The sequence below is a fragment of the Brevundimonas sp. BH3 genome (assembly GCF_045345115.1).
Classification (GTDB): Bacteria; Pseudomonadota; Alphaproteobacteria; order Caulobacterales; family Caulobacteraceae; genus Brevundimonas.
Genome location: NZ_CP150796.1, coordinates 896,782 through 914,499 on the forward strand (window position 1 = coordinate 896,782; position 17,718 = coordinate 914,499).

The 17,718-nt window shown below is 59.9% G+C and carries 20 protein-coding genes and 1 tRNA gene; 11 read left to right on the plus strand and 10 right to left on the minus strand.

All coding sequences use genetic code 11. The annotated features are described in order from the left end of the window. Positions 1 to 97: 97 nt before the first annotated feature. The 6 genes from WEU32_RS04285 (at position 98) to WEU32_RS04310 (ending at position 6,479) form a co-directional block, all read left to right on the plus strand. Positions 98 to 1,531: a M28 family peptidase gene (locus WEU32_RS04285; RefSeq protein WP_406852996.1), complete on the plus strand. Its 1,434-nt coding sequence runs from the start codon at positions 98 to 100 to the stop codon at positions 1,529 to 1,531. A 20-nt stretch (positions 1,532 to 1,551) separates the two neighbouring features. After that, positions 1,552 to 1,636: transfer RNA gene (locus tag WEU32_RS04290), tRNA-Leu, on the plus strand. A gap of 127 nt (positions 1,637 to 1,763) precedes the next feature. Further along, a complete protein-coding gene (locus WEU32_RS04295; RefSeq protein ID WP_406852997.1) occupies positions 1,764 to 3,410 on the plus strand; it encodes an alkaline phosphatase family protein in 1,647 nt (548 codons plus the stop codon). Between the two features lie 131 nt (positions 3,411 to 3,541). Next, positions 3,542 to 4,957, plus strand: a complete 1,416-nt coding sequence (gene pyk, locus WEU32_RS04300; RefSeq protein WP_406852998.1) for a pyruvate kinase — start codon at positions 3,542 to 3,544, stop codon at positions 4,955 to 4,957. 80 nt (positions 4,958 to 5,037) lie between these two features. Further along, positions 5,038 to 6,078: a DNA adenine methylase gene (locus WEU32_RS04305; RefSeq protein WP_406852999.1), complete on the plus strand. Its 1,041-nt coding sequence runs from the start codon at positions 5,038 to 5,040 to the stop codon at positions 6,076 to 6,078. A 155-nt stretch (positions 6,079 to 6,233) separates the two neighbouring features. Beyond that, positions 6,234 to 6,479, plus strand: coding sequence for a hypothetical protein (locus tag WEU32_RS04310; protein ID WP_312139366.1), 246 nt, complete (start codon positions 6,234 to 6,236; stop codon positions 6,477 to 6,479). Here the strand turns inward: WEU32_RS04310 and WEU32_RS04315 are convergent. The 7 genes from WEU32_RS04315 to WEU32_RS04345 form a co-directional block, all read right to left on the minus strand. Next, positions 6,476 to 7,135: a ribonuclease HII gene (locus WEU32_RS04315; protein ID WP_406853000.1), complete on the minus strand. Its 660-nt coding sequence runs from the start codon at positions 7,133 to 7,135 to the stop codon at positions 6,476 to 6,478. The two genes, WEU32_RS04310 and WEU32_RS04315, sit on opposite strands and share 4 nt — an antisense overlap. A 70-nt stretch (positions 7,136 to 7,205) precedes the next feature. Continuing rightward, complete coding sequence (locus WEU32_RS04320) at positions 7,206 to 7,796, minus strand: DNA-3-methyladenine glycosylase I (protein WP_406853001.1); 591 nt, start codon at positions 7,794 to 7,796, stop codon at positions 7,206 to 7,208. 87 nt (positions 7,797 to 7,883) lie between these two features. Further along, entirely contained in the window at positions 7,884 to 8,849 is a 966-nt protein-coding gene (locus tag WEU32_RS04325) for a TraB/GumN family protein (RefSeq protein WP_406853002.1), read from the minus strand. A 230-nt stretch (positions 8,850 to 9,079) separates the two neighbouring features. Then, positions 9,080 to 9,280: a helix-turn-helix transcriptional regulator gene (locus tag WEU32_RS04330; protein ID WP_406853003.1), complete on the minus strand. Its 201-nt coding sequence runs from the start codon at positions 9,278 to 9,280 to the stop codon at positions 9,080 to 9,082. After that, entirely contained in the window at positions 9,277 to 9,726 is a 450-nt protein-coding gene (locus WEU32_RS04335; protein ID WP_406853004.1) for a hypothetical protein, read from the minus strand. The genes WEU32_RS04330 and WEU32_RS04335 overlap by 4 nt, the downstream gene beginning before the upstream one ends. A gap of 293 nt (positions 9,727 to 10,019) precedes the next feature. Beyond that, entirely contained in the window at positions 10,020 to 10,811 is a 792-nt protein-coding gene (locus WEU32_RS04340; protein WP_406853005.1) for a YgfZ/GcvT domain-containing protein, read from the minus strand. Between the two features lie 27 nt (positions 10,812 to 10,838). Beyond that, a complete protein-coding gene (locus WEU32_RS04345; protein WP_406853006.1) occupies positions 10,839 to 11,384 on the minus strand; it encodes a hypothetical protein in 546 nt (181 codons plus the stop codon). A 56-nt stretch (positions 11,385 to 11,440) separates the two neighbouring features. Here WEU32_RS04345 and WEU32_RS04350 point away from each other — a divergent pair, with 56 nt between their 5' ends. Together WEU32_RS04350 and WEU32_RS04355 are read left to right on the plus strand one after the other, a co-directional pair. Further along, the gene (locus WEU32_RS04350) at positions 11,441 to 11,722 is read left to right on the plus strand and encodes a hypothetical protein (RefSeq protein ID WP_406853007.1); all 282 of its coding nucleotides are present in this window, start codon (positions 11,441 to 11,443) and stop codon (positions 11,720 to 11,722) included. Next, complete coding sequence (locus WEU32_RS04355; RefSeq protein WP_406853008.1) at positions 11,704 to 12,144, plus strand: hypothetical protein; 441 nt, start codon at positions 11,704 to 11,706, stop codon at positions 12,142 to 12,144. The genes WEU32_RS04350 and WEU32_RS04355 overlap by 19 nt, the downstream gene beginning before the upstream one ends. Before the next feature lie 18 nt (positions 12,145 to 12,162). On the opposite strand, the gene WEU32_RS04360 is transcribed toward WEU32_RS04355, so the two are convergent. The 3 genes from WEU32_RS04360 to WEU32_RS04370 form a co-directional block, all read right to left on the minus strand. After that, positions 12,163 to 12,615, minus strand: coding sequence for a PaaI family thioesterase (locus WEU32_RS04360; protein ID WP_406853009.1), 453 nt, complete (start codon positions 12,613 to 12,615; stop codon positions 12,163 to 12,165). A 134-nt stretch (positions 12,616 to 12,749) separates the two neighbouring features. Then, positions 12,750 to 14,126, minus strand: a complete 1,377-nt coding sequence (locus WEU32_RS04365; RefSeq protein WP_406853010.1) for a flavin-containing monooxygenase — start codon at positions 14,124 to 14,126, stop codon at positions 12,750 to 12,752. A gap of 568 nt (positions 14,127 to 14,694) precedes the next feature. After that, complete coding sequence (locus tag WEU32_RS04370) at positions 14,695 to 15,438, minus strand: lysostaphin resistance A-like protein (RefSeq protein ID WP_406853011.1); 744 nt, start codon at positions 15,436 to 15,438, stop codon at positions 14,695 to 14,697. A gap of 154 nt (positions 15,439 to 15,592) precedes the next feature. Here WEU32_RS04370 and WEU32_RS04375 point away from each other — a divergent pair, with 154 nt between their 5' ends. From WEU32_RS04375 to WEU32_RS04385, 3 genes are all read left to right on the plus strand, one after another. Further along, positions 15,593 to 16,555: a glycosyltransferase family 9 protein gene (locus WEU32_RS04375; RefSeq protein WP_406853012.1), complete on the plus strand. Its 963-nt coding sequence runs from the start codon at positions 15,593 to 15,595 to the stop codon at positions 16,553 to 16,555. A 7-nt stretch (positions 16,556 to 16,562) separates the two neighbouring features. After that, entirely contained in the window at positions 16,563 to 16,931 is a 369-nt protein-coding gene (locus WEU32_RS04380) for a hypothetical protein (protein WP_406853013.1), read from the plus strand. Between the two features lie 203 nt (positions 16,932 to 17,134). Beyond that, positions 17,135 to 17,707, plus strand: coding sequence for a dual specificity protein phosphatase family protein (locus WEU32_RS04385; protein WP_406853014.1), 573 nt, complete (start codon positions 17,135 to 17,137; stop codon positions 17,705 to 17,707). The last annotated feature ends 11 nt before the right edge of the window (positions 17,708 to 17,718 follow it).

Consider the following 17,718-nt stretch of genomic DNA (forward strand, 5'->3'; position numbering starts at 1 on the left):
TCGCGCGAAAAACTCTAGGCGGGCTGAGGAATTGTGACTTCCTGTCGCACCCTTGGCCCGCTAGGTTCCCTGCTTTCAGTGATCGCAGGGGGAAGTGATGTCGTTCAAATCGGGTCTGTTGGCGGGCGTGTTTGCGCTTGGCCTTTTCAGCACTCCGGCGCTGGCACAGGATGCCGCGACTATTGCCGCAGCAGAAACCCTGCGAGATCAGGCCCTCAACGACAATATTGCCTATGAATATACCCGCGACGTGACGACCCTGTTCGGGCCGCGTCCGGCAGGTGCCGATACCGACCACGCCGCTGCGGCATGGGCTGCCGACTGGATGAGCGCCCACGGTTTTGAAAATGTCCGCGTTGAGACCTTCCCGCTGGTCGGCTGGAACCGTGGTGCCGAAAGCGTCGAGATCGTCGGTGTCGGCGCACAAAAACTGTCCGCCGCCGCCCTTGGCCATTCGATTGCCACGCCCGCCGAAGGGATCGAGGCGGAGATCGTCCACTTCACCAGCCTTGATGCGCTGAATGCCGCGCCTGCCGGTTTGCTGAACGGCAAGATTGCCGTTGTGGATGCAGGCCAGATGCCGCGCACCCGTGACGGCTCGGGCTATGGCCCGCTATCGCGTGTCCGTTCGCAAGGTCCCAAGGCGGCTAAGGATCGCGGGGCCGTGGCCTTTGTCATGCGCTCGGCCGGTTCCGATCACCACCGCATGCCGCACACCGGCACCACGGGCTATCATGATGGCGCTGTGCCGCTGCCGTCCTTTGCCCTGTCGGCCCCCGATGCCGATCAGGTGGCGCGTCTGGTTGCCACCGGCCAGCCGATCCGCATGAAGCTGTTCTCCTCGGCCAGCACCTATGAAACCCACAGCCAGAACGTCATCGGCGAAATCCGTGGTGCCACCCGCCCCGACGAGGTGATCGTGCTGGGCTCGCACATGGACAGCTGGGATCTGGGCACCGGTGCCATTGATGACGCGGCAGGCGGCGGTATCACGCTGGCAACCGCCAAGATCATTGCCGATGTCGGTCGTCCCGCCCGCACCATCCGTGTGGTGCTGTATGGTGCCGAAGAAGTCGCCCAGCCGACCGATCACGGTAATGGCGGCGGGGCCTATGTCCGCAATATCGGCGCAGAGATCGAAAAGCACATCATCGCCGGTGAATCCGATCTGGGGGCTGACAACATCTATGATCTGGGCCTGCCGCCCGGCACGCAGAACAGCGACTTTGCCCAAAAAGCTCTGGCTGTGCTGGCACCGCTGGGTATTGTTGCCGGTGGCGAAGAGCGTTTCGGCGGCGTGGACATTGCGCCGCTGGCCCGCAACGGTGTTCCGGTGTTCGGTCTCAGTCAGGACGCCACCCGCTATTTTGACCTGCACCACACGGCCGATGACACCTTCGACAAGATCGATCCGGCACAGATGCGCCAGAACGTGGCTGCATGGGTGGCGCTGGTGAAACTGATTGCTGATTCAGAGGTGGACTTTAGGGCCATAGCTGCGGCAAACACGGCTTCTACCACGTCGAACTGAATCGGTTCGGGGGTGGCGCTGCGAGCGTGGCGAAATTGGTAGACGCAACAGACTTAAAATCTGTCGACTTCGGTCATGCGGGTTCGATTCCCGCCGCTCGCACCATTCTTCTGACCGACAACCTGTCAGGGCGAGGCAAATGGTCTCGCTAATGCGGGTTGTTGTGTTTCTGTCATCGGGCGCAGATAAGCCCGAGCATATTAGTTTCCCGTTTTAGCGGACACGGTGGGTTATGCTGTTTAAACGACTTCTGGTGGGGGCGGCCTCTGCGGCTCTGGCCCTGGCTTCGGTATCTCCGGCACTGGCCGACGATGTGCGCGAGGATGGGCCGCATCTGGTCGTGACCGTAGTCGTGGATCAACTCAGCGCCAATCTGTTCAACCAGTATCGCAGCCATTTCACCGGTGGCTTCAAGCGCCTTTTGGATGAAGGTCTGGTGCACGCCAACGGCTTCCAGACCCACGGCGTCACTGAAACCTGCCCTGGTCATTCGACCGTGCTGACGGGCATGCACCCGACCCACACGGGTATCAGCGTGAACTACAGCGTCAATGGCGACACCGGCGAGGGGCGCTATTGCATGGCGTCCGAGGTCAATACATTGGCTCATGGCAAGGTCACCGATAACGGCAATGTCGGTACCGAGCTTTTAAAGGTCGATACTGTCGGTGACTGGCTGGTGGCACAAAGCCCCGATAGCCGCGTCTTCGCTGTTTCGGGCAAGGATCGCGGCGCAATGAATCTGGCGGGCCATCATGGCCGTGCCTTCTGGTTCACCGACGGTTTTGGCCTGACCACCTATGTCCGTCCGGGTGAAACCGCCACCGAGCGTCTGGCCCCTGTGGCCCAGTTCAACATGGCCTATCCGGACATCGAGAAGGACGGTCTGTGGACCGGTGCCTATGCGGTGTGCAACGCCATTTCGGCCGATGTCGATGTGGTGGATGGCCGTTTTGTTTCGTCCATCCCGCCTTACCGCACCTCTTTCTCGGCCTCGCCGAAATATGACGAGGAGACCCTGCGCGCCGCCACCTATCTGTTGCAGTCACAGCGTCTGGGGCAGGGCGGCAAGGTGGACATGCTGGGCGTGTCCCTGTCGGGAACCGACATCATCGGCCATACCTTCGGCACCCAAGGCCGTGAACAGTGCGAACAGATCATGCGTCTGGACACCGCGCTGGGGGCTTTCCTTGCCGAACTGGACAAGGTCGAAGGCGGCGTGATCCTGTCCCTGACCGCCGACCATGGTGGTTCGGACACCAATGAGCGCACCGCCGCGCGCGGCTTCCCCTTTGCGGGCCGTGCCGACCTGTCGGCCATTCCGGCGGCCAATATCGCGCTGCGTGAACAGTTCGGTCTGGACTTTGATCCGCTGAACCGTGGTGCCTCTGGTATGCGCATTACCGACGCCCAAAAGCGCACCATGGCCGAGCCGATGCGTACCCAGATCGCACATGCTGCCGTCGAGATGCTGAGCGGCAAGGGTGATCTGTTCTACGTCGGCTTTATAGACGACATCCTGTCCCAGCCTGTGCCGGACAGCCTGTATCCGGAAAACCTGACCGTGCCCGAGCGCTTGCGTCTGTCGGCGGTCAAGGATGTGTCGGCGGACCTGATGATTGTTCTGGCACCCGGCAAGTCCACCGGTGGCCGTCTGGGCTCCAACCTGTCCAGCCATGGCCAGCCGTGGGATTATGACCGCCGCGTGCCGATCATCTTCTGGACGCCGAATGCCGAAAGTCAGGAACGCTTCATGCCGGTGCGCACCATCGACATCGCCCCGACCATCGCCAACATCATCGGGGTCGAAACACCGAAACTGGATGGCCGCTGCATGGATCTCGGTCTGGGTGAAAGCCCGCCCTGCCCGGTAGAGTAGGCCAAAGAATAGAGCGGCAATAAACTCTTGTTTCGTAAGCCGCAGGTGCCATAGCGCCTGCGGCTTTTCGTTGGCACAAAGGTAACAACACCACCGCTAGAGTGGTTGTGCGTCTCCGAGGAAACATCTGTATGAACCGTGCCCGCCACACCCGCATCGTTGCCACTCTGGGGCCAGCCAGCCGCTCCCCCGAACAGGTGCTGGCTTTGGCGCAGGCAGGCGTAGACGTGTTCCGTTTGAACTTCAGCCACGGCACTCATGACGATCATGCCGGTTCGCTGAAGGCTGTGCGCGATGCCGAAAAGGCTACGGGGCGACCTCTGGGCGTGCTGGCCGATCTGCAAGGACCGAAGCTGCGTCTGGGCGTATTTGCTGAAGGGGCAATTGCCGTTTCTGCCGGTCACAAAATGCGCTTCGACCTGCTGCCCGAAGCGGGCGATGCCACGCGGGTCCAGATGCCGCATCCCGAAATCTTTGCGGCCCTGCGCGCCGGGATGAGCTTGCTGATCGATGATGGTCGCGTGCGCCTCAAGGTGCTGGACGCCACGCCCGATTATGCCGATGTGGAGGTCATCAGCGGCAGCGCCCTGTCCACCCGCAAGGGTGTGGCGGTGCCGGATTGCATCATCCCCGTCTCGGCCCTGACGCCCAAGGATCGGGAAGACCTGAACTTTGCCCTGCGTCTGGGTGTTGACTGGGCGGCCCTCAGCTTCGTGCAAAAGGCCGAGGACATGGCCGAACTGCGCCGCATCGTCGATGGTCGCGCCGCATGCCTTGCCAAGATCGAAAAGCCGCAGGCCTTGCAATCGTTGGAAGCCATTCTGGATTATTGCGATGGTGTGATGGTGGCGCGTGGCGATCTGGGTGTGGAAATGCACCCCGAGGATGTGCCGGTGGCACAAAAGCAAATCCTGCGTGCCGCCCGCCAGCGCGGCGTGCCCGCCATCGTCGCCACCCAGATGCTGGAATCCATGACCACCGCACCGGCTCCGACGAGAGCCGAAGCGTCCGACGTGGCCAATGCCGTCTATGAAGGGGCCGATGCCCTGATGTTGTCGGCCGAAACCGCCGCAGGGGCCTATCCGCTGGAGGCCGTCCAGATTATGAGCCGCATCATGGAACGCGTAGAGCGTGATCCGATGTGGGCGGGCCTGATGGATGCCGAGCATGCCGGCATGGAGATCGAGGACGTGGACGCGCTGGTGGCGGCTGCCCGCAAGGCATCGGATGCGACCTCGACGGCCTGTATGGTGGTTTACACCACGACCGGCAGCACGGCGCGGCGCATGTCGCGCGAACGTCCGTTGCAACCGGTTCTGGCCCTGACCCCCAATATTGATACGGCGCGTCGTCTGGCGCTGGTCTGGGGCTTGGAGCCCCGTCTGGGTCGCCAACCGGAATCGCTGGAAGGTCTGACCGACGATGCCGTAGAGGCTGCAATGGAGCACGGTCTGGCCCAGTCCGGACAACGTATCCTGATCCTTGCAGGCACACCGTTTGGTGCACCGGGGGCCGCAAACCTGCTGCGTCTGGCCCGCGCTGGATAAGCTGCGGTCATGCGGGCTATGCCCAATTGACCTGTGCCATCCTTTACGCGCTACGATAGGGCCATGAGTCGGTACGGTGCATGATCAAGTATATCGGGTCCAAAAGGGCGCTGCTGGGGCAGGTCGGAAGCGTGGTGCAACGCATCCTGCCGGAAGGCGGGCGTGTCTGTGACCTGTTTTCAGGCTCGTCCCGCGTCGGCCATTCGCTGAAAAAGCAGGGCTTTCAGGTCTGGTCCAATGACCACAATGCCTATGCCCATACCTTGGCCACTGCCTATGTGCAGGCTGATCGCGAGCGTTGGGCCGACAAGGCCGAGATCATTCTGGCCGAACTTCGCGAAATAAAGCCCGAAGCGGGATGGTTCACGCAAACCTTTTGCCAAGAGGCCCGCTTCTTCCATCCCGATAACGGCGCGCGTATCGACGCCATGCGCGAACATATCGAGCGGATGGATATGGAACCGGAACTCAAGGCTGTGGTCATTGTGGCGCTGATGGAGGCTGCCGACCGTGTGGATTCCACGGCGGGGCTACAGATGGCCTATATGAAACAGTGGGCTCCGCGTGCGCTGAAGCCGCTGCAATTGCGCCTGCCGGATATCTTGCCTTCGGTTGCCGGTGGCCCATGCATCGCTACCCGCGCGGATGCAGTGGAAATCGCCCCGATGATCGAGGCCGATCTGGTCTATCTGGACCCGCCCTATAATCAGCACTCCTATCTGGCCAACTACCATTGCTGGGAAAGTCTGGTCCTGTGGGACAAGCCAGAAACCTATGGCGTAGCCCGTAAACGGGTGGATGTGCGCGAGCGCAAAAGCGATTTCAACTCCAAGCCCAAGATCAAGAGCGCGCTGAAATCGGTCATCGACAGTCTTCAGTCTCCTAATCTTGTCATCAGCTTCAATGACGAGGGCTATCTGGACCGTGAAGATATGGAGAAACTTCTTAAAAACCGTGGTCATGTACAGGTCATCGAGATACCAAGGCCCCGCTATGTCGGTGCGCGTATCGGTATTCATAATCTGAAGGGCGAGAAAGTGGGGGCTGTTGGCAGGCTTCGCAATGTCGAGCGCTTGTTCGTGGCAACGGCAAAGCCGGTAGATATTTCGGGTATTGTGTAAAATATTACAGCAACGCTGTTTTGACTTAAGTATTGGTAGCGTTACCGTTTGGAACGGGACTGCCGCGTGATCGTTACAGCCGCATGACAATCCCAGTATCCCATATTGGCTCGGGCAGCGATGCACACGCCCGCCGAGCCAGCAAAGCGTATCATATGGCCGAGCGCCTTGGCCGGCCCCCGCGCTATTCGAGCGAATGGCGGCAGCTGTGCCGCGCTGACAAAACCCGTCAGTCTCTGTACGTGTTTCAGGACATTTTCGAAGAGGACGAGGCTGAAAACGACGCCATCGAACGCGGCGTTGTCCGGCCGCAAGATGACAAGGTGCGTAGCGCCTATTTCATCTGTGCCGTGGCGGTAGGAACCCTGTGCCTTTTGTGCGGGGCGTTTTTGGTTATCTAGGCCTTGATCGGCAGCAAGGCGCGGATTGGCGCATAGGAGGATCGATGGTGCTCACATGGGCCGTGTTCGGCCAGAGCCGCGCGGTGAGCCGCAGAGCCATAGCCCTTATGTCTAGCAAAGCCGTAATGCGGATACTGCCCGTCCAGTTCGACCATCAAGTGATCCCGCGTCGTCTTGGCCAGAATAGACGCTGCCGCAACCGAGAGTGAAAGCCCGTCGCCCCCTATAGCCGTATCGACCCGACACGGCAGGTTGAACTTGTAATTCCCGTCAATCAGCGCCCCGACAGGCTGTATCGCCAGCGCCGCCACCGCCCTCTGCATGGCCAGCTCGGTGGCCCTCAGGATGTTGATGGTGTCGATCTCCTCGACCGAGGCATGGCCAATGCCCCATGCCAAAGCCTTTTCCTTGATGACAGGCATCAGCGCCTCGCGCCGCTTTTCGGTCAGGGCCTTACTGTCATTTAGGCCCGCCGGAATATCATCAGGGTTCAGGATCACCGCCGCCGCCGTCACCGGCCCCGCCCACGGCCCGCGCCCCGCCTCGTCCACCCCGCACACATACCCCTTCCACACCGCCGCCAGATGGTTTTCGAGGTCCATCGTCAATGGGGGTTTGATGATCTTGGTGCGCTTGGTCTTGAGGGTATCGGTCATGAAGGCGGGTATGCCGCACGCCGATCTGATCCGCTAGCTGGTCTTGGCCGCAGCCATTCCATCGTTCGGCTCAAACCCCGCCCGTTTCCTTGTGCCTGAAACAGGTCGTCTGGTGATCGTTGACCATGCCGACGGCCTGCATGAAGGCATACACAATCACCGGCCCGACGAACTTGAAGCCGCGCTTCTTCAGGGCCTTGGACAGGGCCTGACTTTGTTCGGTCTGGGTCGGAGCTTCGCGATAGTCGCCCCATTGGTTCTGGATCGGGGTGCCGCCGACGAAGGACCATATCCACGCGGTGAAATCCTCGCCGCTGTCGCGCATCTGGATGAACAGGCGGGCGCTCTCTATGGTGGCGACGATCTTGGCGCGCGAGCGGATAATGCGGGTATCGCCCAACAGGCGCTCGACATCCGCATCCGTATAGGCGGCGATCTTGTCGGGATCGAAACCGTCAAAGGCGGCGCGGATACCGTCGCGTTTCCTCAAGATGGTAATCCACGCCAGCCCCGCCTGCATGCCGTCCAGCACCAGCTTTTCCCACAGGGCGCGGGCATCATATTCCGGCACGCCCCATTCGGTGTCGTGATAGTCGACATAGAGGGCATCTGTGGTGCCACACCAGCCGCAACGGCCTTCGGCTTTTTCGGATTCGGTCATAGGACGATGTTGCCTGAATGTTCTGATTGAGCAAGCAGAAAGGGCCCGCTGTTGCCAACGGGCCTATACTATTTTCGCAAAGGTTTCTTACAGGCGTTCGACCGTAAAGCCCTTGGCCTCAAGCATGTCGATCACGCTGTCATTGTCCATCAGGTGCGCGGCCCCCACAGCGACAAAGGCGGTGCCCGATCCACGCATCATCTCCTCGATCTGGCGCGTCCAGTCGGCATTACGCACGATCAGGGCAGCGTTGTGCACATCGGCATGGACATCGCCGGTATTATAGCGTGACAGGCGGCCCACCTCGGCCACATCGCCCTTGATCCATGCAGCAACCGTCTGGTCCAGATTAGCCACGATGCCGTCGTGGTTGCGGACAAAGTGGTTCAGATAGGCAACCTGACCTTCCTCGCTCATTCCGGCGATGTGGCGCACCTGAATGTCGGCGGTTTCAAACCCGCGCAGGGTCTTGCCGCTGTTGCGGGCGCGGTCCATCAGCGTCTTGTCCACACCGGCTTCGGAACGGTATCCGGCCTGCATCGGGCCGTTCATCGATACGGCAAAGGCCGCCAGCCACGGACGGTAGGCATCCAGTGCCGCGCCGCTGGCCCCGTTGGCCTTGGCCAGAGCATCAAAGGCGGCAAAGTCTTCAGGCTTGAGGATGGTGGACAGGGGGCGTGTCGGGTCCATGCCATGCTGCTGGATCACCGGCATGACGGCGGACTGGTCGTCCTGATTGGCGATCTCGACCCAGACTTCCGAGGCGCTGTCGAAGGCGGCGTCCACCTTGGCCGAGCCCCATGCCGTGCCGGGGCGCAGCAGGTGGACGGTGCCGTACAGATAGATGGTTGAGTCCGCATCACGCAGCACCCACAGCGGCGGGCCTGAACCTTCGGCTTTTGCAACAGGTGCCGGAGCGGCGAGGGCAGCCTCCTCGGCCTTGGCCGACGGCGCGATCAGGATGGCTGTGCTGAGGGCCAGAGCGCCCAGCATACCGAAGGCGAAACGCGAGACACAGTTGGCCGACTGGCCCATGCGGTTGGCGAGGGTCATTGCATATTTTCCGTATTTTAAAGGGATGTTGGAGGCCGCGAGACGCGCAGCGAAGGGGGGGCCTTAAGGGCCGAAGTCTTAAGCGTAGGTCGTGGGTTTAGCCCAGCAGCATCTTGGCCATCAGGCCGATCAGCAAGCCACCGGACAGGCCCATGCCGAGGCTGGAGACGATGTGGACTGCGTTGGATGCGATTTTAAACATAGGGGTGGTCCTTTCAGGATTGGATTGATCAGGCGATGAAGATCGCTTCGATGGGTTGGTTCAGAAGGCGCGAGATACGAAAGGCCAGGGGAAGGGACGGGTCATAGCGACCCTTTTCCAGTGCCTGGATGGTTTGGCGGCTGACGCCCAGCTGGTCGGCCAGATCGGTCTGGGTCCAGTTGCGCTCGGCGCGGAAAACCTTGAGAGGGTTGGTGAATTCGCTGGTCATCGGCGGGCGATCCACCAGCCGCACCATGCGATACCGTAACCGACAGCTTGGGCGGCAAAGGCGGCGATGAAGCCTGCGGCGATCAGGGCCGCATCGGTGTGCGGGATGCGGGCGGGCAGGATATCAACACCGGCCAGTGCCGCTCCGATAAAGCCGGCGATACCGACGATGAAGCCGATATTGCCGCCCCACCACCACGCCCATTTGTGGGCTTCCTGTGCGGCTTCATCCAGATCGCGCCACCAGTAATAGGTGTGCAGGGCGAGGAAAACGGCCAGTCCGGTGGCCAGAATAACCACGCCGATCGACGGCGCAGTGCCCAGTTGCTGGGGCCAGAAGGGCATGGCGGCGGTGGTACCGGCACCGACCACAGTCAGGGTGCAAAGCCCGACGGTCAGGGCATCCATGTGTTTTTTAGAAGCGGTGGTTTTGGTTTCGATGTTCATGACAAGCCTCCCTGTCTTGTTGACAAGTTAGCTTTACTCTCGAGGTCGAGTTTATGTCAAGCAACATTTACAACGCGACAAGCGAGCTTTCCAATTTTTAATGTTGGCGCATCATCCGTCATCCTCCGACAAGCCGCATAGCGGCGCAGATCGAGGGATCCCGCGGCGCGCTATAGCGCGACCCGAAGGACGGCGCGTAGCAGCCAAAAGGCGGGGCAATGCGGATGCCGTAAAGATCACCTGCGGTGCCGCTGGGTTCCCCGATCAAGTCGGGGCATGACGAAGAGGGAATTTTACGCCTCGAACGCAGGCACCCAGTCGGGACGGTTCACCACCACCGCACGGCCATCGACCGTCAGTTCCCCGTCCATGCGGTCCAGCCGCATCAGGGCCATGCCCTGTTGTCCAAGTACACCTGTCACTTCACCCGCACGACGTTCACCGTTCAGAACCTCGGTGCCGATCGCAGGCGCTTCGCCTTCAAATCTAAAGGGCAGGATACGGTTCTTGATGGTGCCACGACGTTTCATGCGCGAGGTGGTTTCCTGACCGATGAAGCATCCCTTGTGGAAGTCGATGCCGTTGGTCAGGTCAAGGTTTGCTTCGATGGGATAGGTCTTGTCCTGCGGCGTATCCATCGCCGCCTCGGCCACACCCTTGGCCATGCGGTGTGTGTGCCAGTCATCTTCCGACGCCGTGGTTTCACCCGTAAAATCAATGGCACGGAAGCCCAGCCCTTCAAGGCGAGGATCGGCAACAAAGCCTTCCGGCTGCTCGCCCCACGCCACGAAGACGGCATCGTCCGTGGCACTGACCGTCACATTCAGGCGCAGCTTGTACATGGACAGACGCTGGACCAGTGCATCACGCGCCGCCACCGGCACATCCAGCCACAGGGCATTATCCTTTGCCCACACCATTATATCCACCATCAGGCGCCCCTGCGGGGTCAACAGCGCCCCGAAACGAAGCTCGCCGTCCTCGATGGTCTCGACATTCTGCGTCAGCAGATTGTGCAGGAAGTGGCGGGCATCGGGGCCTTCGATGCGGATAACGGCGCGGCTGTTCAGACGGGCGATAGACATAGCGTTCAGATAGGAAGGCTTGGCCGTTTATGCCACCGCATATCGTGCGGTTACGCCATCAGGCTGGAACGGACCCTCTGCAAGCTTTTCCAATGCCGCCAGTAACCGCTCGACGAAATCGGCCATATCGCCTTCCTCGATGGCAGGGCGCAGCCAGTCAGTGATGATGGATCGCACCGGATAGGTCCCCTCTGGCCCCGGCACCGACAGGGCGATCTGGATGCCCTCGGCTATCCATTGCCCCACGGTGGCAAAGAAGTCCTCGCTGGCCAGAAACTCGGATGGCCGCACCACATAAAGGGTGATCACACCCTCCTGCACGCCATCGGGGCGGATGATGACGCCGCTATGGTCGGGTCGCCAGTCGCCCGACAACTCTACTGCCCGCCACAGACAGAACCACACACGACACGTCTGCGGCCGGATCGCATGCACCGCACACCCCGACCCATCCACGCAATAATGGCACAACTGCCCCGTCGGCTTGGCCAGTTCGGGCAAGTCCAGCGGGATATAACGGCAGCACTCGACACAGCCACCGCAATCGCGGTTAGGAAGCAAGGGAAGGGACATGGGCTTCTTTTAGCCGAGGATTCAGGCGAGAGATACGTCGGGATTAGGGGAGAGCCATGCAGACACTTTCAGACTGGCTGATAAGGCTGTCCGGCATTTGCGTGTTGGCATTTGTCGTTTGCGCTTTCGTAAGTCTGCACCCGATTTTTCGCATCAAGCCCAACCAGATGGGGCGCCCGTATGAAATCTTGGGGCGAGCCACTTTAATCGATCTGTTCAGCGTTGATCGCTCCCGGGCTACGACGCCTCAGGCTTGGTGGATGGTCCTGATCATGAGGGGGCTGTTTATCGCCGTTCCATCACTGTTTGTCGTGGCGGGATGTTTGCCACCCGCATGATTACCCTGCTTTCGGCTGCGTTATTTAGCGAGATGGCTAGCATGTCGGCATTGCCTTGTTCGCTGTCTGGCTTAAGGTTTCAAAAGAGCAGGGGCATCCGCATGAGCGCAGGTTTCTTTTCCAAATCGAGAACCCTTGATGACTGGTTCAAGCTGCCCGCTGTAATCAGTGCCTTGGTGGCTGGTTTTCTTGCTGTCATGGCTGTTGTGATCGGCTTACCGGCGGCGGTTTTGTTCGCATCCACCGGTGGTGGTGTCGATCTTATGCTTTGTGTGCTGGCCTTGATCGTTTTTCCTGCACCAGGTTGGCTGGCCTTCAAAGACCTCTCCAATGGCCATATGCGCAAGGCTTGCCTTTGGGGGCTGCTACCTCTGGTTTTAACCGGTTTTGTCTGGATGTGGTTAAGTGGTGCGGGTCACTGAATGTCTGTCTGAGGCAGCTCAACCCTTTGGCTGAATCACCGCAATAATGCCCGAAAAGGCCAGAACGGGATGGCCTTCCTGTTCCATCTGGCCTTGCACGAAGATCATGCGCTTGCCCGCCTTGGTCACCTTGCCACGCGAGGTCAGGCGCTTGTGGGGCAGGGCGGGGCTGAGGAACTCGCTGTTCAGCGATACTGTCACGCCGTCCTGACCGGCCAGTGCTTCGGCGGCAATCACGAACAGCGAGAAGTCGGCAAAGGTCAGCAGCGATCCTCCATGGACGGTGCCGCCGTGACGGCAGTTATGATCCTGCGGGATAAAGCCGCCCATCGCGTCGCCGTCTTCATGGCGACGGATATAGAACGGGCCTGCATGCTGTTCGAACGGCACATCCATGCTCCAGCGCCCCCATCCGGCCCATTCACCATCGGTAAAATGGGTGACGTGGGTATCAAAGCTGGTTGCGGACATGGCGGCTTTAAACTCGACTGATCGGGGAAGGACATACAGCCCTTAGCGCCCCTTATCGCGGCTGTAGAGCCCTAAATCGACAGTCGGGATAAGGGCCTCCTTCCTGCTTTGGGAGCCGGAAGGAGGCTTTGACATCAGGCGCGCGCAGTCTGGGGCCGGTTTGAGGGCGGGCGCATGTAGGCTTCGAGCGAGTCATCGAACGCCTTCATCCACGGCACATGGTGACGTGCCGCTAGCGTGCCGGTCAGGACCGAGCGATAGCATTTATCGCGATAGCCCATGATGTCGGCCTTCTTGTCCTTCTTCCACTGCAGGAAGATCTTGTTGATGTTGTCGATATCAAGATGGGGATAGTCGGTCTGGGCGATCAGGCGTTTGATATAGTTGCCCTGATACTCAAAGGCCTCCGCATCGGTGCGGATTGCGACTTCCTTTTCACGCCAGTGGTCGTTGGCGTCTTCCATCTTGGCGCGCGATGGCAGCGGGATGCGGTCCATGATGATGTCGCGCGTCAGCCAGGCCTGTGCGTCGAACATGTTGAAGCTGTACCAGAGATCCTGCATCCCCAGATAGAACAGCTTGGGGTTCGGCGTGAAGGCCACGCCTTCATACAAGTTTAGCGGCCACAGGCGATTGCTGGTCTTCAGGCGCAGTTCGTCCGGCAAGAAGGGGAAGTGGTGCTTGTAGCCGGTGCACAGAATGATGGCGTCGACTTCGCGGCGCGAACCGTCACTGAAGTAGGCGACCTTTCCATCAACATGCGTCAGGCAGGGCTTCTCTTTCCATCCAGCGGGCCAGTCATAGCCCATAGGCTGGCTACGGTAGCTGGTGGTGACCGACTTCGCGCCGTATTTATAGCACTGTGAGCCGATGTCTTCGGCGGAATAGCTGGAGCCGATCAGTAGCACATCCTTGCCCGTGAACTCCGTTGCGTCGCGGAAGTCGTGAGCGTGCAGAATCCGGCCGGGGAACAGATCAAAACCCGGATAGGATGGAGCGTTAGGCGTCGAGAAGTGGCCGGTCGCAACGATCACATGGTCGAATGTTTCGCTTGTGCGGCGACCTGCCGAATAATCCTTGGTCGTGACGGTGAACAGGCCGGACGCCTTATCGAAAGCCACATCTTTTACCGCGGTGTTGAAGCGAATGTACTGGCGTATATTCGCCTTCTTTACGCGGCCCTGAATATAGTCCCACAGGACTTCACGGGGCGGATAGGAAGAGATCGTCTTCTTGAAATGTTCGTCGAAGGTGTAGTCGGCGAACTCAAGGCACTCCTTGGGACCGTTCGACCACAGATACCGGTACATACTGCCGTGAACCGGCTCGCCGTTTTCATCTATGCCGGTGCGCCAAGTATAGTTCCACATGCCTCCCCAGTCCTTCTGCTTTTCGAAACAGACGATGTCGGGGATATCGGCTCCCTTGTCCCGGGCGGACTGGAAGGCGCGAAGAAGGGCGAGACCGGACGGGCCGGCACCGATGATGGCTATACGTTTTTGCTTGGGCATATTCACTTTGGGCTGATGGACGGGAGTCCCTGTCAAAACGACGCTGTGGCCGTAGATCGCAGGGGTCGAACGCACGAGCTGATGTGCATATTTCAATATCCGACTGAAGTTTTAGAATCAGTTTGAATAAATATAAATAGTTATTAGTGACGTGGATTGAGTGTCTCTGTATTGTATTAATCGTGGTTTTATTTGCTTTAGTTGCTCTGCAAAATGTTTTTCATATTATCCAATACAATATTCATCCTTGTCTTTTGAAATTGCTGTTTCAGTTTTGTCACTATGCATGGATGTTGTCGAAAGGGCAAATTTAAGCCCCAAAAACACCATTTCAACTTTCAGTGAAGTCGGCTTCACACAACCGCCTTGGAGGCGACGTGAGCCCGCACACAGTGGCGCTCACGCGCCCTGTGGTGGCCGTCTTCACGATGGGGATGGGGGATGAAGTCTCTGCGTCATGGCTGACCATGCGCAGGCTGCGGTTTCCCATAGCTCTCTCCGAAGGCCTCAATGCAAACAGGCCGCGAAAACAGGAAAACCGGAGAGAGCGAAAACTGCGTGTGAAGAGTTACTGTTGCAACCGGCGCGGCATCATTTTCCAGCTCAGCACAATCGCCGCCACCACAACGGCCAGCCGCAGGCCATTGCCCAGCCAGCCACCCAGCGCGGTCTCCCCCAGCGCAAACACAATCCACAGGCTGTTTAGCCCCACATGCAGCAGGATCGGCGGCCACAGATTAAAGTGCCAGCGCACGAACAGCCACCCGAACAGCAGCCCGCCCAGCGCGGTAATGGCGACAATGCCTGCCGCATCCATCGGGTTCTGGCCCTGTGCCATATGCACAATGCCGAACATCAGGGCAGGGGCCAGACACGCCGCCCACCATCGCCAGTGCGCCAACATCACCAGCGCCCCGACCGCCAGCCCGCGATAGACCACTTCCTCGATGAGCGGAAAAATCCCGCCCTGCCACAACAGGCTATTGGCCGAAAGATCGGACGCCACAGGGGCCATCAGCGCGGCGGCCACCACGGCAGGCACCAGAATAATAGCTCCCCAGATCAGCGGCTTGACGGGCGATACCGCCAGCCCGGCCATCTTCCACAAGGCCGGTGGTCCCTTGCGCGCTGCCAGCATGACCAGTGCGGCCATCACCACAACATCCGACAGATTGACCAGAAACGATGCCAGATACGGCGTCTGGATACCCGCCAGATGCGGCCTCAATACCGGCCCGCTAAAGGTCGCCCACAATAGGCCAAGGCCTACCGCCCCCGCCACCATAAGTGCGTTCTTGTTTCGCCAGCTCATTTTTACCCCTTCCGGCCCCCCGGAAGCTGGCAGGCTAGGGTCTGGACCGATGACAGCAAGTGAAGCTTTGGCAATCTTTGCCGAATGCCGCCGATAACGTTTATTTCAGCAGGCAGGCAGAGAAACCCCGAGAGAATCCCGTTAGACAGGGACTATGAGCGGGCGTTTCCCCATCCTTTATATCGCCGAGGCCGATCCCGAAGAGGCAATCCTGTCTTCGGGTGTGCTGGCGCATCTGGTGGAAATGATCCCGCATGCGGACTTTACGGTGGTGGGCTCGGCGGCGTCTGCGCCCCTGTTTGCTGACCTGCCGCGCCTGCGCCGCCTGATCGTTCTGGACAAGGACGGGCGCTGGGACTGGATCTCACTATGGAACCAGGTGCGCGATACCAATTGGGGTCTGGTGGTCGATCAACGCGGCTCAAACCTGTCGGGCAAGTTGCGTCGCCAGCGCCGCGCCGTGCGCCCCGCATCTGTGCCGGGCGTGCACTGGGTCGAAGAAGCGGCCCGCGCCATGCAGCTGGATGAAATTCCGGCCCCGCATCTGTTCTTCTCGCCCGAAACCATGGCCATCGCCGACAGCTTTATTCCGCCTGCGGCTCTGGACGGTCCCATTCTGGCCATTGGTCCGGGCGTGGACTGGATCGGCAAGCGCTGGCCCGCCGAACGCTATTCCAAGCTGGCTGGCGTGCTGTTGGCCCCGTCAGGGCCACTGGCGGGCGGGCGTCTGATGATTGTCGGCGAGGAAGCCGACCGCGATGCCGCCCACACCATCCGCTTTGCCGTCAGCCGCGACCGCGTGATCGAGCTTCAGGGCAAACTGACCCGCCTGCAAACGGCAGCGGCCCTGCGCCATGCCACCCTGTATGTTGGCGGTGACAGTGTCTGGACCCAACTGGCCGTCGCCGCCAATGTGCCCACCGTCGGTGTTTTCGGCCCGTCCGACGACACCAAACGGCGTCCATGGAACGGCATCGCCGTGCGCGGCCCGCGCACTCTCGACGAATACCGCGAACTGGACCCGCGCCTGAACCAGCACATCCAGCACATGATGGACCTCCCCGCCGAACGCGTCCTCAAAAAGACGCTGAAATATCTGGCGGAGATGGCGGAGTAAGATCGCAATGCGAGACACGGCTCTTGCGAAACTTATCGCCCCTAATGGCGGTATGTATGGCTGTGCTGGCCCTTATCTGCGCGGGCTTCGGGGGCTGTATCAGGGGCAGCGCATACAAATCCTCTGGGCGGCAGGCTCGTTCTTTTGCAACCTGATGTTGATGGTGAGCTTTATCCTGGCCTCCAGTTGGACCACTGAGCGAATGTCGCTTGTGTTTTCTACGGGGCAGGGTGCACTGGGCGGCGCATGTTTAGGGCTCTATACATCGGAAGATGGAAGCTTGATCCGCATTGTTGGTTTTATCCTGCTGGGGGCTGTGGTCGGGGCTTTTGTCTACTTCAGGCATCACATGATGTATTCGGCATGGCGAGATTAAGCGGAGCTTGCCTGTCCACTTGGAGCGGCTAGGACGGCTTTCCTGCTTTAATGGCAAGGCGCGAAACTACCCTAAGACGCGTTCCGGATGTAATCCCAAGATGCTGGCGGCGTAGGCAGCGCCTCCCCATTATGGCAATTGACGCTGTTGCTGCGAACCATAAGAGTTTGCGGCAAGCGTTCGATTGTGGATCAGAGCCGCCTATGAACTCGCGCAAGGTCGCCGCAATATCGGTTATCAGCATCGCTGCTGCTGCGACGCTCCTTACTCTGGGCTATCTGCAAGGCTTGCAGATCAGCGGCAATTTTCATCCTGTCGTGGAAGGTCGGGCCTATCGCTCGGCCCAGCCCAAGGGCGATGATCTGGATCGCTATTACCAGACCTATGGCATCAAGACCGTGATCAATCTGCGTGGCCAGAGCGATGGTGCCAAATGGTATGACGACGAGATTGCCGCTTCAAAACGGCTGGGCATAACCCACGTCAATTTCCGCATGTCCGCCAACAGAGAACTGTCCCGCGAAGATGCAGAGGCCCTTGTCCGTGTGCTGGATAGCGCCGAAAAGCCGATCTTGATTCACTGTAAGGCCGGATCGGACCGTAGCGGATTGGCCTCCGCCCTCTATATCGCCGCTGTTGAACGAGGAAGCGAACAAGACGCCGAACGGCAGATCTCGCTAGAATACGGCCACATCTCCCTGCCGGTCAGCTCGACCTTTGCCATGGACAACACTTTCGAGTTTCTTGAGCCATGGCTGGGCTATCACGCCTCCTGAGGGCGTGAGGC

Coding starts and splice junctions, on each gene's coding strand:
- WEU32_RS04285 (WP_406852996.1), top strand. CDS start 98: ATGTCGTTCAAATCGGGTCTGTTGGCGGGCGTGTTTGCGCTTGGCCTT.
- WEU32_RS04295 (WP_406852997.1), top strand. CDS start 1,764: ATGCTGTTTAAACGACTTCTGGTGGGGGCGGCCTCTGCGGCTCTGGCC.
- pyk (WP_406852998.1), top strand. CDS start 3,542: ATGAACCGTGCCCGCCACACCCGCATCGTTGCCACTCTGGGGCCAGCC.
- WEU32_RS04305 (WP_406852999.1), top strand. CDS start 5,038: ATGATCAAGTATATCGGGTCCAAAAGGGCGCTGCTGGGGCAGGTCGGA.
- WEU32_RS04310 (WP_312139366.1), top strand. CDS start 6,234: ATGGCCGAGCGCCTTGGCCGGCCCCCGCGCTATTCGAGCGAATGGCGG.
- WEU32_RS04315 (WP_406853000.1), bottom strand. CDS start 7,135: ATGACCGATACCCTCAAGACCAAGCGCACCAAGATCATCAAACCCCCA.
- WEU32_RS04320 (WP_406853001.1), bottom strand. CDS start 7,796: ATGACCGAATCCGAAAAAGCCGAAGGCCGTTGCGGCTGGTGTGGCACC.
- WEU32_RS04325 (WP_406853002.1), bottom strand. CDS start 8,849: ATGACCCTCGCCAACCGCATGGGCCAGTCGGCCAACTGTGTCTCGCGT.
- WEU32_RS04330 (WP_406853003.1), bottom strand. CDS start 9,280: ATGACCAGCGAATTCACCAACCCTCTCAAGGTTTTCCGCGCCGAGCGC.
- WEU32_RS04335 (WP_406853004.1), bottom strand. CDS start 9,726: ATGAACATCGAAACCAAAACCACCGCTTCTAAAAAACACATGGATGCC.
- WEU32_RS04340 (WP_406853005.1), bottom strand. CDS start 10,811: ATGTCTATCGCCCGTCTGAACAGCCGCGCCGTTATCCGCATCGAAGGC.
- WEU32_RS04345 (WP_406853006.1), bottom strand. CDS start 11,384: ATGTCCCTTCCCTTGCTTCCTAACCGCGATTGCGGTGGCTGTGTCGAG.
- WEU32_RS04350 (WP_406853007.1), top strand. CDS start 11,441: ATGCAGACACTTTCAGACTGGCTGATAAGGCTGTCCGGCATTTGCGTG.
- WEU32_RS04355 (WP_406853008.1), top strand. CDS start 11,704: ATGTTTGCCACCCGCATGATTACCCTGCTTTCGGCTGCGTTATTTAGC.
- WEU32_RS04360 (WP_406853009.1), bottom strand. CDS start 12,615: ATGTCCGCAACCAGCTTTGATACCCACGTCACCCATTTTACCGATGGT.
- WEU32_RS04365 (WP_406853010.1), bottom strand. CDS start 14,126: ATGCCCAAGCAAAAACGTATAGCCATCATCGGTGCCGGCCCGTCCGGT.
- WEU32_RS04370 (WP_406853011.1), bottom strand. CDS start 15,438: ATGAGCTGGCGAAACAAGAACGCACTTATGGTGGCGGGGGCGGTAGGC.
- WEU32_RS04375 (WP_406853012.1), top strand. CDS start 15,593: ATGAGCGGGCGTTTCCCCATCCTTTATATCGCCGAGGCCGATCCCGAA.
- WEU32_RS04380 (WP_406853013.1), top strand. CDS start 16,563: ATGCGAGACACGGCTCTTGCGAAACTTATCGCCCCTAATGGCGGTATG.
- WEU32_RS04385 (WP_406853014.1), top strand. CDS start 17,135: ATGAACTCGCGCAAGGTCGCCGCAATATCGGTTATCAGCATCGCTGCT.